Source organism: Saccharothrix coeruleofusca, assembly GCF_017876325.1.
Classification (GTDB): Bacteria; Actinomycetota; Actinomycetes; order Mycobacteriales; family Pseudonocardiaceae; genus Actinosynnema; species Actinosynnema coeruleofuscum.
Genome location: NZ_JAGINV010000001.1, coordinates 996,577 through 1,010,744, shown reverse-complemented (window position 1 = coordinate 1,010,744; position 14,168 = coordinate 996,577). Strand labels below are relative to the sequence as shown.

Below are 14,168 nucleotides of genomic sequence, written 5' to 3'. Positions count from 1 at the left end.
CGATGCCGGCGAGCCCGTTCGTCCAGGTCGGCGTGCTGACCGGTCGTTCCCTGCTGGGGCTGCGCGATCCGCGGATGATCGTGATGAACCTGCTCCAGCCGATGATCATGCTGACGCTGTTCAGCCAGGTCTTCAGGACCATGGCCAACGCGCCCGGATTCCCGCCCGGCGTCGAGTACCTCGACTACCTGATGCCCGCGATCCTGGTGACCACCGGCGCGCAGGCCGCTGTGTGGGCGGGCGGCGGCTTGGCCAACGACCTCAAGAACGGTGTGCTGGCCCGGTTCCGGACGCTGCCGGTGACCATGGTCGCGGTCGTGGCCGCGCGCAGCCTCTTCGACCTGACGCGCAGCGCGTTGCAACTGCTGACGCTGCTGGTGGCCGCGATGCTGCTGTTCGGCTTCCACCCGCCGGGCGGGGTGCTGGGCAGCCTCGGCGCGCTGGTGCTCGCGCTGGTCGTCGGCACCGGGCTCGGCGCGGTGTTCATGGCGCTCGCGGCGTGGGTGAAGAACGGCGAACTGCTGCAGACCATCGGCATGGCCACGATGTTCCCGCTCATGTTCGCCTCCAGCGCGTTCGTGCCGGTGGGCAACCTGCCTGGCTGGTTGCGCGCGGTCGCCGTGGTGAACCCGCTGACCTACGCGGTCGACGCGGCCCGCGGGTTCGCGCTCGGCGCAGCCGCGTGGCCCGCACTCGCCGCGGCGCTCGGGGTCAGCTCGGTGTTGCTGGTGGCCGGGTTAGGCCTTGCTGCTCGTGGCGTCCGCCGTCCGTGACCTCGAGACGACACGAGGAAGGAGGTCGGGCACATGACCACGGCGGCTCAGCACCACCGCACCCGACGGTGGCAGCGTCACTCGAATCCCGGCCTCCTCGGCCACAGCAGGCAATGGTGTGCCGTTCGGGTCGGTGACCCGGACGTCCTCGATGTCGTGCCCGACGAGCAGCGACTGGCCCTTTGCCCCCCGGATCCTGACCCAGTCCGTGCGGCCGCGGCTGCGCGAGGCGTCGATCAGGCACGCGCCGGGCACCCGCAGCGACTCCACCGAGACCTCGTCCCAGCCGTCCGGGATGGACGGGAAGACGTCGACGGCACCGGATCGGCCGTGCACCACGAGGTCCAGCACGGCCTGGCTGACGCCGAACGGCACCGACCAGGCGTTGAGGTCGAGCACGTGGCGCAGGTGCCCGGCGGCGGCGTTCGGCTCCCGCACACGGGCGGCGAGCGACGCGGCGGCGACGTGGGAGTCCACCGTCCAGTCCTCGCGCATGCTCGCCCAGTGTCGATAGCTGCGCTGGGCCACGTCGCGCGAGATGCCGCTGTCGTGCAGCGGGAACAAGCCGACGAGATGAGCGGCCGTGCGGTGCGAGCGCGTGAGCGGTCGACCGGCGCCGAGCATCAGCCCTGACGGCCCGATGTGGTACGGCACCAGGTCGCGCACGAGGTCGTGCTCGCCGAGGAGGCCGGCCGCCCAGCGCAGTAGCGCCAGGTCGTAGGTGCAGTCCGCGACGTCGCCATGACCGGGCGAGTGCGTGACGGGCAGGTGCAGGAAGCCGTCGCTGCCCCGTACCAGGAACGCCCGGTAGAAGTCGACCGCCCTGCGCAGCAGGGGAATGGCGGCGTCCGGTGAGTCGCCGCGGTGTTCGTGCAACGACCACAGGGCGGGCAGGTTCCACGCCATCACGGAGTTCTCGGCGGCACCACCCTTCGAGCCCGTGCCGGGAATCGCGGCGAGGGACAACGGCGGCGCGGTGTCGACGTTCACGAGCAACGCCACCTGGTTCGCCCCCGCGAGCATGGACGGCACCGACGCCAGCGCGGTGCCGGGCGCCACGGTCGCGGCCGCGTGGTATTGCTGAATCACGTGGAACCGCTGCACAGAGGTGTCCGGCAACGAGACGAAGCTGTTGGTGTACAGCCGGTTCCACCACGCGCGGTGCGTGGTGAGCAAGTGCTGCGGATCGCCGGTGCCGCCGACGAGGAACACCTCGTGCCGTCCCACCACCTTGCCCGCCCACCGAGCGGCGACCTCACCCCCGCTCGGCGTCACGGTCACCATCAGCACCCCGGTCTGCCGGTGCACCAGCGCGGACAGCTCGACCGCGCCGCGGGTGGTGGTGACGGTGCCGGTCAGCTCGGCGTTCCACAAGTCGAGCTGCCAGCGTGCGCCGGTCGGCGTGCCTGCCAGGTCGAGCCGGACCAGGTCGGTGAACGCGATGCCGCGCTGGTCCCCGAACACCTGGGTGGTCACCGACCCGTTGCCCAGCAACGGCCCCGCCCACTGCTCCAGCGGCAGCTCGTGCCACACCATCGCGGCGTCGCGCACGATCGCCTCGTGCGGCCCGATCGGCGGCCCGGCCGACGCGGTCGAGGTCAACCAGCTCCCTCCCACCGCGGTAGCGCCGAGCAGCGCAGCGCCGCGCAGGAACGTTCTGCGGCCGAAGGTCTTCATGTCGCCAACTCCTCGCAAGATCCCCGCACCCCAACCACTCTCACGGCAGCGACCAGTCCACGCAGCGCGACGCCAGTCCTCCGTCGTGCCACAGCCGCGCATCCCCTAGCCGTGGCCGTCCGGCGTCCCTGCCACTCCGAGGCGGAACGCGGCCACCACGGCGGCGCTCAGGCCCCAGCGAACCCGGGACCTCACGCCGCTCTTCCCCCGACGATCAACTTCTCCAGTTGGTCTGCCGCGGCCGCCGGTCCGTTGGACTGCCGCAGCCGCTGCGCGTTCTCCGCCAGCGCGGTCCTGATCGCCGGGTCGTTCACCACGTGGTCCAGGGCAGTGCGGAACTCCTCCGGCCCGGCCTGGTGATCGACCACGACGCCGGTGCCCAGAGCCACGAGCTTGCGCGCGATCTCCTTCTGATCCGATGCCCTGGGCACGATCACCATGGGCAGCCCCAGCAACAGACCCTCCATCGCGGAGTTCATGCCCGCGTGGGTCAGGAACGCCTCGCAGTGTTCCAGCACCGCCGACTGCGGCACGTACCTGCGCGCCACCACGTTCGCGGGCAGGTGGCCGATCTCCTCCGGGTCGGTGTGCGAGGTGGCCATCACCACGAACCAGTCGTCGCCGGCGAACGCTTCGGCCACCTTCCGGAAGAACCACGCGCCGCGGGTGAAGAACGTGCCGGTCGACACGTAGAGGGTGCGCTCGTTCTCGATCCGGTCCCAGGGGAGATCCGAGTCGCCCCTGTCGGGCTCAGGACGAAGGGGGCCCACGAAGTGGAAGCGCTCGTCGAACGTCTCGCGGTGAGGCTGCAACTCCTCGATGACGTTCACCAGTGCCAGCGCGGCGTTGCGGTGCACTCGGCGGCGAAGCCCCGGCTGGATCTTGGCGAAGCCCGACCACTTGACGAACGCCGCCATCTTGGGACCCGCGAGGCGGCGCACGTCATCGAGCAGCACCTGTTCGTTGACCGCGTAGGTGACGTGGAACGCCGCGCAGGGCACGCCCGCCGCCTCGGCCGCGTGCACTCCCCAGAGCGACATGATGTCCGTGACCACGACGTCCGGGCGCAGCTCTGCGATGCGGGCCTTGAGGAACGAGCTGAGTCGGACGCGTTCGCGGTACACGTCGCGCATCCAGCGCAGCCGGCCGAACTTGCGTTTGACGGACCTCTCCTCGGCCACCGCGGAGCGCGGCATGATGTCGAGCTCGACGATCTCACAGCCGAGGTCGCGGAAGACGTCCGCGAAGGCGGCGCTGATCGCGACGGTGACGTGGCCGCCCCTGCCGACCAGCTCCGCGGCCAGGGCGGTCATCGGGACCACGTGGCCGTGCAGTGGGAAGGGTGCGAGCAGGTATCGGGACATGCCGGCTCCTATGCGTGGAAGAACTTGACGATGCTGTCGTTGACGGCTTCCGGCCTCTCCAGGTAGCCGTAGTGGCCTGCGCCGGCGACGACCTCGAACGTCGCCCCTGGGATGATCCCGGCCAGCTCCTCTCCGTGGGCGGGAGGTGTCAGGACGTCGTCCGAGAACGCGATCACGTGGCAAGGCACCCGGATTCCGCCGTAGGCCGGGGTGCGGTCCGGCATCGGTTCGAGGGCGAGCTGGGCCCGCACGCCGGGTCCGTCCGGTAGCACGAGCTCGAACAGGTCGAGCCAGTCGCGGATCTCACCATGGTCGTCCAATGTAGACCTGGACAGTGAGGTCAGCGCGGTGATCACGGCACGGTACGCGGCGGGGACCCGCACGCCGGAGTCGTACAGCTCGATCTCGGCGCGGGCGAGGGCGGTGCGGAACGCGTCGCTGCGCGCCCGGCTCGCCATCAGCACCACCTGGCGCACGAGGTCGGGCCGGGCCAGCGCGAGCTCCTGCGCCACGTAGGCGCCGAGCGACGTGCCGACGACCCGCACGCCGCTGAGCCCGAGGTGGTCGATCAGCCCGACGACGTCACCGACCATGTCGTGCACGGTGAAGGAGTCCGGGCACGATGACGGCTCGATGCCGCGGTTGTCGACGGTGATCACGCGGTAACCCGCGGAGAGCAGGGCCGGCACCTGGTGCGCGTGCCACACCCGGCCGGGGCTGCCCGATCCCATGAGCAGCAGGACCGGATCACCGCCGCCGGTGTCGCTGTAGTGCAGGTGGATCCCGTTGACCGGCGCGAACGGCATGCCTCACCTCAGGTTTCCGACGAGCCGGACGATTCGCAGCGCCGGCGAGGAGTGGATGTCTTTCTCGGTGAACCGTTCCCGCACCCAGTCACCCCTGGAGAACAACGCCGTCTGGTCGGCGTGGTGCGGTGATGACGGATCGGTGGACTGCGAGTAGGTCATCAGCGAGTGAGCCTCGGGGGGCCTGCCGGCCCGGAACTCCACGACCTGCACGAAGCTCGATCCGTAGACCACGTCGGTGTAGCCGCCGTCGCCCCAGACCGGCGTGATCACGTTGAGCACGCCGAGCTCGTGCTGGCTCCCGTGGATCGGGATCCGCTGCCCGGCACGGGTCACGTACTGGCTCGCGCCCAGCGGCGCGTCGTGGGCGACCCCTGCGGCGGTCAGCTCCTGTGCCGCGTCACCGAACGCCTGCTGGATTTCGGCCAGGTCGACGGCGAGTGTGTTCGGGGTGCTGAGCGGCTCGGCCGGGTCGAACGGGACCTTCCACAGCCCCGGAGAGGACCGCACCCTCAGCCAGAAGCGGCTGAAGAAAGCCGCTCCACTGCTGTCGAGCCGGAAGGTGCCGTCCCATCGCGCGAGCGCGGCACAGGCGGCCGTGACGTCGACCGGGCCTGCGCCCGACGGTGCCTTGCCACCAGGAAACGCCTCGCACATCCGCACGGTGTCTGCCAGCACCACCTCGGCGGCCCGACTGCGGTCGGCGAACAACAGCGAGCGCATGGTCTCGTTGGTGAACCCCCTGCCCGGCAGGCTGTCCGTTCCACCGACCCGCCGGCGAACCTCGAGCTGCAACTCCTGCGCGCGCATCGACAGCTCGGTCGCCGTCGTGCCGAGCACCCGCGGGTAGCCCGTCAGCGGCGCGTCCGGATTGGCGATCCACGGGGTGTTGTTCGCGTTCGCCACGGTGTCCCTGCGGATCAGCACCGGCAGGCGGCCAGGTCCGAGCAGGCCGGGTTCCCTGGCATCCGGGTCGGAGCCCCAGGCGCACTCGCCGCGTGATCCATCCAGGATGGACGTGCCACTCTGCGGGAAGACCACGGCGCCGAGCGGGGTGCTGCACTTCTTCGCATGCTCGTCGGTGACATGCGGCGCGACCTGGATGTCCGCGTACAGGGAGTTTCCCCGACGGTCGACGGCGAGCGTGTTGACCCACGGCAGGCCCAGCGTCTTCGACAGCGTCTCGCGGAGGTCACCGACGCTGCCCGCGCGGTTGAGGCCGGCCCAGGTGTCGAGCAGCCGGAAGTTCGTCGCGTTGGCGTCCCGCAGCACGTAGACGGTCGCGCCCCACGGCAACGGCACTCCCGACACCCCGGCGAGCACCGGCCCGTACTCGGTGGCCCACAGCGTCCGGGTGACCGCGCCGATCGAACCGTCCGGCCGCCGCACCTCGACCACGACCTCCTGCGAGGTCATCTTCTTCCGCACGCCGTCCACGAGGTATTCGGTGGGCGCGCCCGGCACCGTGGGAACCTCGAAGAGCCCGGCGGTCACCGCGGTCGACACCGTGTGGCTCCACGCGACATCCTCGTTGTGGCCGATCGCGAGGACCGGGATGCCGAGCAGCGACGCGCCGGAGACGTTGAGGCGTCCGGGAATGGTGAGGTGGGCCTGCCAGAACCGGCGCACGCCCTGCCACGGGTAGTGCGGGTTGGCGAGCAGCACGCTGCCGCCGTTCGCCGCGTCCTCCGAGCCGGCTGCGATGGCGTTGCTGCCCAGGCTGAAGTCGGGCTGGAGGCGCTGGACCAGTGCGGCCGCCTCGACCGGCGCCTGGCCGGTCACCGCGGCGGGTGGCTGGGCGCTCACCAGTCCGTCGATCATCGCGCCGCTGCCGGAGACGAGGGTGATCGCGTAGACGTGCCGGTAGACGTCCCGTTCCGCGATGGGCCGGGCCGTGCCGTTACAGGTTTGCCCGCTCTGGGCCAGGTAGCGGTTGTAGCCGCGGACGTAGCCGTGGACGAGATCCCGCACCGGTGGTGAGACGGAGCGGGCGTAGCCGTCGATCACGCCGCTGCCGTTGATCCGCTGGAAGTACAGGTCGCTGTTGAGGTTGGTGCTCACCGAGCCCACCCCGGAGTTCACCGGGCCGTCCGGTCCGAGGTGGAGTGACCGCTTCCCCTCGACCGTCAGGTAGGTGTCTGCGAGCACGCAGAGGTTGTCCTGCGCGCTTGCGTAGCCGTAGCCGTAGCCGAGGCCGAGGTGGTCGCTCGCGATGATGTGCGGGATGCCGTGTTCGGTGTAACGGATCGTGGTACCGATCGGACGGCCGTGCACAGGTGTTGCGAGCCCGGCGACCAGCGTGACCACCACGGCGCACACCTTCAGAACGCGCCTCATTCCCCTGCCTCTCCCCTGTGTGATCCGACTGCCGGGCAGGCCGCCTCCACGACGCGCGGTCAGCGGAGGCGGCCTTCGCGTGCTGCGCCCAGGTCAGTTGCGGCCTGCTTCGGCCATCGCACGGACGAGACTGGCGGGACGCATGTCGGTCCAGTTCTCCTCGATGTGGTCGAGTGCTTGCTGGCGGGACACGGACTCGAGTTCGATGGTCCACCCGGCGGGCACGTCCACGAACGACGGCCAGAGGGAGTACTGGCCCTCCTCGTTGATCAGCGCGTGGTAGATGCCGTCGTTGTCCTCGAACGGGTTGGTGGACATGGAGTTTCTCCTTCAGTTCAGTGGTTGCCGAGCTCGCGCCCGATGGCGGCGACCGCGGCCGGGTCGGACAGCATGTCGCCGTGGGTCGCGTCGACGTCGTGGTTGCGGACGTGACCCGCCACGTGCGGCTGCCAGGCCTCGGCGGTCGCGAGGCGTGCCACCTCCTCCGGCACGACGACACCCGGCGTGGGCCGCGTGGCGGTGAAGAACACGAGGTCTCCGCCAAAGGTCTCCGGGTTGAACGTTCGCATCAGCCGATGGTTGTTCGCGAACACCTTCATCGACGACTTAATGCGCTCCTCGCCGAGTGTCGCAAGCCGGTGGTTGTGGTCGGTCAGATACCGCACGTACCGCGTCACGACGGCATCGGCGTCGACCAGCAGCTCCGCCGGGTCCAGCTCGAAGTCCGCGACGAACGCGCTCGCGAACAGCTCGTGCTCCGGCACGTCCTCGTCGCTGTGGCCCGCGACGGGCGGATACGCGTCGACGACCACCAGCCGCGACACCTCGTGGCCGAGCCGCTCCAGCCGGGTCGCCATGGCGTGCACGACCAGGCCGCCGAAGGACCAGCCCAGCAGCTGGTAGGGCCCTTCCGGTTGCACGGCGAGCACTTGCCGCACGTAGTCGTCGGCCATCTCCCCGATCGACGACGGCAACGTGCCGCAGCCGTCCAGGCCACGCGCCTGCAGGCCGTGCATCGGCTGGTCGGCGAAGGTCATCAGACCCGCGTAGCACCAGCTCGTGCCCGACCCGGGGTGGACGCAGAACAGCGGTGGGCCGTCCCCGGTGCGCCGCAGCGGCAACGGGGACTCGAACGGATCTCGTTCGACGTCCGAACCCAGTTCCGCGGCCAGCGCGGCCACGGTTGGCGCCTCGAACACGCTGCGCACCGAAAGATCCGCGCCGAAGACATCCCTGATACGGCGCACCAGTCTCGTCGCGAGGAAGGAGTGCCCGCCCAGCCGGAAGAAGTCGTCGTCGATCCCGACCTCCGGCAGGCCGAGCAACTCGGTGAACAGGCCGCACAAGACCTCTTCCTCCGGCGTGCGGGGACCGCGGGTGGTCTCGGTCTCCGCGTCCGGGAGCAGGTCGCGGTTCAGCTTCCCGTTGGGTGTCAACGGGAACGACTCCACTGCGACGAACGCGGCAGGCACCATGTAGTCGGGCAGGCTCTCCCCCACGTGCTTGGCCAGCGCCCGGCCGTCGACCCGATCGCCCTTCGGCACGACGTACGCGACGAGCCGCTTCTCCCGCGCCAGCACCGCGACCTGGGCCACGTCCGGATGCCGCGCGATCGTCGCCTCGATCTCGCCGGGCTCGATCCGGAACCCGCGGATCTTGACCTGGTGATCGGCCCGACCGGCGAACCTGAGCTCGCCGTCCGGCGTCCAGCTCACCAGGTCGCCGGTGCGGTACATGCGGCCTTCGCCGAACGGACAAGCCACGAACCGTTCCGCGGTCATGCCCGGCCTGCGCAGGTAACCGCGGGCCAGCCCGGCACCCGCGATGTACAGCTCGCCGATCGCACCGGGTGGCACCGGGTTCAGCCCTGGATCAAGCACGTACAGCCGGGCGTTCGCGATGGGTCCGCCGATGGGCGGCGGCACCGGCCACGAGGCTGGGCTCTCCGGCAGGATCCTGGCCGTCATCACGTGCGTCTCGGTCGGGCCGTACTGGTTGTGCAGGCGGCGCGGGACCTTCGCGAAGAACTCCCGCATCGCCGCGCTCGGCACCAGCGCCTCACCGGACTGCACGACGTCCACGAGCGCGGGCAGCACCAGACCGCGTTCGTTCGCCGCGTCGCAGACCGCGTCCACGACGAGGTTCGGCGCGTACAACTCCTGCACCCCGTGCCGGTCCAGCCAGCGCACCAGCTGCTCGGAGTCGCGCCGGGTCTCCTCCGGGCACTCCGCGAGCGTCTTGCCGAACAACAGCGCCGAGCAGATCTCCTGGATCGAACCGTCGAAGCTGATCGGCGCGAACTGCGCGGTGACCTTGCGGCCGTGCCGGGGAATCACCTCGTCCTGCCAGATCACCAGGTTCAGCGGCCCGCGCGAGGTCTGCACGACCGCCTTGGGCCTGCCGGTCGATCCCGAGGTGTAGATGACGTAGAACGGGTGCTCCGGCCTCAGCGGCACCGTGCGTTCGGCGTCCGTGACGTCCTCGCTGGGCTGATCGAGCCGCAGGCCATCCAGCAGTTCGGCGTCGAGCACGATCGCGGGCTTGGCGTCGGAGAGCATGTACCGCACGCGATCGGCCGGGTAGTTCACGTCGATCGGCACGTACGCCGCACCCGACTTGAACACCGCCAGTGCGGTGACGATCAGCTCCGGCGACCGCGGCAACGCCACGGCGACGTAGTCCTCCGGCCCCAGCCCCTGCGCGATGAGGTGACGCGCCAGCCGGTTCGCTCGCGCGTTCACCTCGCCGTAGGTCAGGCTGGTGTCACCGAAGATCACCGCCAGCCGGTCGGGATCCCGCTTCACCTGAGCCTCGAACAGCTCCGGCACCGAACGCCACGGCAGGTCGCGCCGGGTGTCGTTCCACTCGGTCAGCACCCGGTGACGTTCCCTGGTACCCAGCAGGTCGATGCCGCTGACCTTCACGTTCGGGTTGCTCACCACCGCGTCCAGCAACCGCACCAGCCGTTCCGCGAGTTGCCGCACGGTGCTCTCGTCGAACAGGTCGCGGCTGTACTCGACGGCCGCGAGCATGCCGGCGGGCTTGCCCTCCCGACGTCGCTCGACGAACGAGAACACGAGGTCGAACTTCGCCGAGGTGAGGTCGGTCTGCTCGCGGGTCACCGTGAGCCCTGGGAGTTTGCCGTGTGCCTGGGTCGCCGCGGAATCGTCGTTGTTGTTGACCGTGAGCTGCACCTGGTACAGCGGGTGGCGCGACAGCGAGCGCGCGGGGTTCAGCGTGTCGACGAGCCGCTCGAACGGCACGTCCTGGTTGGCATAGGCGCCGAGCGCCGCACTGCGGGCCCGTGCCACCAGATCGCGGAACCTCGGGTCGCCCGAGACGTCCGTGCGCAGCACCAGGGAGTTCACGAAGAAGCCGATGAGATCGGTCAGCGCCTCGTCGGTGCGGCCCGCGATCGGCGTGCCGATCGGAATGTCCGTGCCGGCGCCCAACCGGTGCAGCAGGGCTGCCAGACCGGCCTGCAACACCATGAACGGCGTCGCCTTCGTCGCACGGGCGAGGTTCAGCAACGCGGTGTGCAGCTGCGCGGGAACTTCGAACTCGACCAGACCGCCGCGGTTGGTCGACACCGCGGGCCGCGGGCGGTCCGCGGGCAGCCGCAGTTCCTCCGGCAGGCCCGCGAGCGCCGTGCGCCAGTGCTCCAGCTGCCGGTCCAGCTCGGTGCCGAGCAGATCCCGTTGCCACAGCGTGTAGTCCGCGTACTGCACCGGCAACGGCGCCCAGTCCGGGGGTTCACCGCCGACGCGGGCGGCGTAGGCGATCGTGAGGTCCCGCACCAGCAACGGCATCGACCAGCCGTCACCGACGACGTGGTGCATCAGCAGCACCAGCACGAAGTCCCGTTCGCCGAGCCGCAACAGGTAGGTGCGCAACGGGTTCTGCCCGACGAGGTCGAACCGGTGAGCACCGATCTCCGCGAGGCGTTGCGGCAGTTCCGCCTCGGTCAGGTCGGCGACGGTGAGGTTCGGCTCCGCCTCCGGCAGCACGACCTGGTGTGGTCCCTCGGCGTCTTCTCCGAACACGGTGCGCAACGGTTCGTGCCGGTCGGCCACATCGACCAGCGCGGCGCGCAACGCGTCCTCGTCGAGCGTGCCGGACAACCGCATCGGCACGATGATGTTGTAGGTCGGGTTCGGGCCCTCCACCTGGTTGAGGAACCACAGCCGTTGCTGGGCGTAGGACAGGGGGATCCGGTCCGGCCGCTCGCGGCGCGTGAGCGCGGGACGTCCCGGCCCGGCGTGGTCGAGCAGTTCGGACAACGCGGCGACGGTCGGCCGTTCGAAGAGCTGGCGGATGGACAGCTCGGCGTCGAGCGTCGACCGCACCCGGCTGACGAGCCTCGTCGCCAGCAGCGAGTGGCCACCCAGGTCGAAGAAGCTCTCGTCGATACCGACCGGGCCGACCCCCAGCACGTCCGCGAACATCCCGCACAGCGCCTCTTCCCTGGGGCTGCGCGGAGTCCGTGACGCGGTGGCTGCCCGCACCGGTGCCGGTAGCGCCTTGCGGTCCACCTTGCCGTTCGGGGTCAGCGGCATCTCGGCCAGTCGCATGAACGCGTCCGGCACGAGGTGCGGTGGCAGCGTTTCGGCGAGCCTGGCCCGCACCTCGGCCGGCTCGTCCGCTGCCACGTAGTACGCGACCAGCCGCTTGTCGCCGGGGACGTCCTCGCGCACCAGCACGACGGGCTGCGGCACGATCCGGCCGAGCGCTGTCTCGACCTCCCCCGGCTCCACCCGGAACCCGCGAATCTTGACCTGGTCGTCAGCCCTTCCTGCGAAGTACAGCCGCCCGGCGCAGTCCCACCGAGCCAGGTCGCCGGTGCGGTACATGCGACCGTGCGCCGTGGCCACGAACCGTTGCGCGGTCAGACCGGGACGACCGAGGTAGCCCCTGGCCAGTCCCGGCCCGGACACGTACAGCTCACCGATCACACCGGGCGCCACCGGCTTCAGGTTCGCGTCCAGCAGGTGCAGCGTCGTGCCGGTGACCGGCGGGCCGAGCGGTGGCGGGACGTCCTGCCCGGACAGCGGCGAGCTGAGGGTGGCCGCGACCGTGGTCTCGGTCGGGCCGTACCCGTTCTCCAGCACGTGGTCGCGTGACCACGTCTCCACCACACCGGGGGGCGGCGCCTCACCGGCGACGAGGATCGTCGTGCCGTGCGGCAGTTCCGGCAGCACGGTCAGCGCGATCGGCGGCAGGACGAGGTGCGTGACCCGGTGCTCGCGCACGAACTCGGACAGGGGCTCGCCCGGTGCGATCTGCTCAGCCGTGCCCACGACCAGGCATCCGCCGTTCAGCAACGCGGCGGTCATCTCGAAGAACGCGGCGTCGAAGCTGGGCGAGGCGAACTGCAGCACCCGGCTGTCCTGCCCCGTCCTCATCTGGGCGTGCTGGGCGTGGGCCAGTGCCGCGATGCCCCGATGCGTCACCGCGACGCCCTTGGGCTGCCCGGTCGACCCGGACGTGTAGATGACGTAAGCGAGTCCGTCGCTCCTTTGCGGAACGGCGACGGGCGTCGCAGGCAGGGAGGCCGCCTCGTCGAGATCGGCCTCGGTGAGCACGCACTGCGGCTGGGCGTCGTTCAGCATGTAGTCGATGCGGCTCTGCGGGTAGTCGCCGTCGACCGGCACGTACGCCGCACCGGCCTTCATCACGCCCAGCGATGCGACAACGCGACCGGTCGACCTCGGCATCATGACCGCGACCAGGTCGTCCGCGCTCACCCCGCGGCTGAGCAGCAGGTGCGCCACCTGGTTCGCCTGTGCGTCCAGTTCGGCGTACGACGTGACGGCGCCGGCGAAGTCCACCGCGGGCGCGTGCGGCGTGCGCTGCACGACGTCGGCGAACAGCTGGTCGAACGTGCCGGCGGTGACGTCCGCCTGCGGTCCGCGTGCCCACTCGGCCAAGCGCGCGAGCGTCTGGGAGCTCAGCAGCTGCACGTCCGCAAGCCGCTGGTCCGGGTCCGCAGCGAACGCGAGCAGCGCCCGTTCGATCTGGTCGAGCACGTCCTCCGCGGCCTCGGCGGTGAACACATCCGGCCGGTAGTCCAGGCGCAGCGCCATCTTCCGGCCCGGCGCGCCCACGAACGCGAGAGGGTAGTGCGTGGCGTCGCGGCCCCGCACGTCCGTCACCCTCAGCTCGCCCCGCGGCGCGGACCCGCCGCCGGTGCCGGTCGGGTAGTTCTCGAAGACGAACCCGGTATCGAACAACGTGCCGTGCCCGGCGAGCCGCTGGACGTCGGCGAGGCTCACGTGCTGATGCGCCAGCAACGCGAGCTGGTCCGCCTGCAACCGGTTCAGGTACTCGGCGACTGTGTCCCTGCCGCGGGTGCGGGCCCGCATCGGCATGGTGTTGATGAACAACCCGACCATGCGTTCCACACCGGGGATCTCGGCAGGACGCCCCGACGTCGTGATGCCGGTGACCACGTCGTCGCGGCCGGTCAGGCGGGACAGCACCACCGCCCACGCGCCGAGCACGACCGTGTTGAGCGTCAGCCCCTGGGCCCGCGCCCACCGCGTCAACGCCGTCGTGGTGTCCTCGGCCAGTTCCCGGTGCAGCTGCACCGGTGCGGCGGTGCCGGGTTCCGGTGCGACGATCGTCGGCTCGACCCCGTCCAGCGCGGCGCTCCAGACGGCGTCGGAGTCCTCCTTGCGCTGCCTGCCCAGCCATTCCAGGTAGCCGCGGAACGCCGGGACCGGCGGCAGGTCACCCCTGCCGGAGTACAGCGCGACCAGGTCGCGCAGCACGATCGGCATGGACCAGCCGTCCACCAGCATGTGGTGGAAGGTCAGCACCAGGTGGTGCGTCCGCTCGTCGAACCGCAGCAGCGCGCTGCGGAAGAGCGGCGGCTTCGCGAGGTCGAACCGCTCCGCCAGCTCCTCGGCGGCGATCTCCTTCGCCTTGGCCTCGTCCGGCACGTCCACCACCCGCCAAGGCACGGTGACCGCGTTGGGGATCACCTGCACCGGCCGGCTGAGCCCCTCGTGCCGGAACCCGGCGCGCAGGCTGTCGTGCCTCGCGAGCAGGGCGTTCAGCGCCGCCTCCATCGCCGTCTCGTCCAGCCCGCCCGCGAGTTCCACGACGAGCTGCACGGCGTAGACGTCCGGCCCGGCTCCGTCGTAGACGTGGTGGAAGAGCATGCCTTCCTGCAGCGGGGACAGCGGCAGGATGTCCTGCAGCCCACTCAT

7 protein-coding genes are annotated in these 14,168 nt (G+C 70.5%); 1 reads left to right on the top strand and 6 read right to left on the bottom strand.

Annotated features, from left to right (window positions below; all coding sequences use genetic code 11):
- Positions 1 to 2: 2 nt before the first annotated feature.
- On the top strand, positions 3 to 773 hold the full coding sequence (locus tag JOF41_RS04805) for an ABC transporter permease (RefSeq protein WP_209624024.1): 771 nt from the start codon (positions 3 to 5) through the stop codon (positions 771 to 773).
- Here JOF41_RS04805 and JOF41_RS04800 read toward each other — a convergent pair.
- From JOF41_RS04800 to JOF41_RS04775, 6 genes are all read right to left on the bottom strand, one after another.
- Entirely contained in the window at positions 738 to 2,450 is a 1,713-nt protein-coding gene (locus tag JOF41_RS04800) for a hypothetical protein (RefSeq protein WP_209616405.1), read from the bottom strand. The genes JOF41_RS04805 and JOF41_RS04800 overlap by 36 nt on opposite strands.
- 191 nt (positions 2,451 to 2,641) lie before the next feature.
- On the bottom strand, positions 2,642 to 3,814 hold the full coding sequence (locus JOF41_RS04795; RefSeq protein ID WP_209616402.1) for a nucleotide disphospho-sugar-binding domain-containing protein: 1,173 nt from the start codon (positions 3,812 to 3,814) through the stop codon (positions 2,642 to 2,644).
- 8 nt (positions 3,815 to 3,822) lie between these two features.
- Positions 3,823 to 4,620 carry an alpha/beta fold hydrolase gene (locus JOF41_RS04790; protein ID WP_189226190.1) on the bottom strand — a complete coding sequence of 266 codons (798 nt, stop codon included), beginning with the start codon at positions 4,618 to 4,620 and terminating at the stop codon, positions 3,823 to 3,825.
- A gap of 3 nt (positions 4,621 to 4,623) precedes the next feature.
- Positions 4,624 to 6,957 (bottom strand): penicillin acylase family protein, encoded by a 2,334-nt coding sequence (locus tag JOF41_RS04785; protein WP_209616400.1) that lies wholly within the window; start codon positions 6,955 to 6,957, stop codon positions 4,624 to 4,626.
- Positions 6,958 to 7,050: 93 nt separating this feature from the next.
- Positions 7,051 to 7,275 carry an MbtH family protein gene (locus JOF41_RS04780; protein WP_189226192.1) on the bottom strand — a complete coding sequence of 75 codons (225 nt, stop codon included), beginning with the start codon at positions 7,273 to 7,275 and terminating at the stop codon, positions 7,051 to 7,053.
- Between the two features lie 17 nt (positions 7,276 to 7,292).
- A complete protein-coding gene (locus tag JOF41_RS04775) occupies positions 7,293 to 14,168 on the bottom strand; it encodes a non-ribosomal peptide synthetase (protein ID WP_209616397.1) in 6,876 nt (2,291 codons plus the stop codon).

Coding starts and splice junctions, on each gene's coding strand:
- JOF41_RS04805 (WP_209624024.1), top strand. CDS start 3: ATGCCGGCGAGCCCGTTCGTCCAGGTCGGCGTGCTGACCGGTCGTTCC.
- JOF41_RS04780 (WP_189226192.1), bottom strand. CDS start 7,275: ATGTCCACCAACCCGTTCGAGGACAACGACGGCATCTACCACGCGCTG.
- JOF41_RS04775 (WP_209616397.1), bottom strand. CDS start 14,168: ATGAGTGGGCTGCAGGACATCCTGCCGCTGTCCCCGCTGCAGGAAGGC.
- JOF41_RS04790 (WP_189226190.1), bottom strand. CDS start 4,620: ATGCCGTTCGCGCCGGTCAACGGGATCCACCTGCACTACAGCGACACC.
- JOF41_RS04795 (WP_209616402.1), bottom strand. CDS start 3,814: ATGTCCCGATACCTGCTCGCACCCTTCCCACTGCACGGCCACGTGGTC.
- JOF41_RS04785 (WP_209616400.1), bottom strand. CDS start 6,957: ATGAGGCGCGTTCTGAAGGTGTGCGCCGTGGTGGTCACGCTGGTCGCC.
- JOF41_RS04800 (WP_209616405.1), bottom strand. CDS start 2,450: ATGAAGACCTTCGGCCGCAGAACGTTCCTGCGCGGCGCTGCGCTGCTC.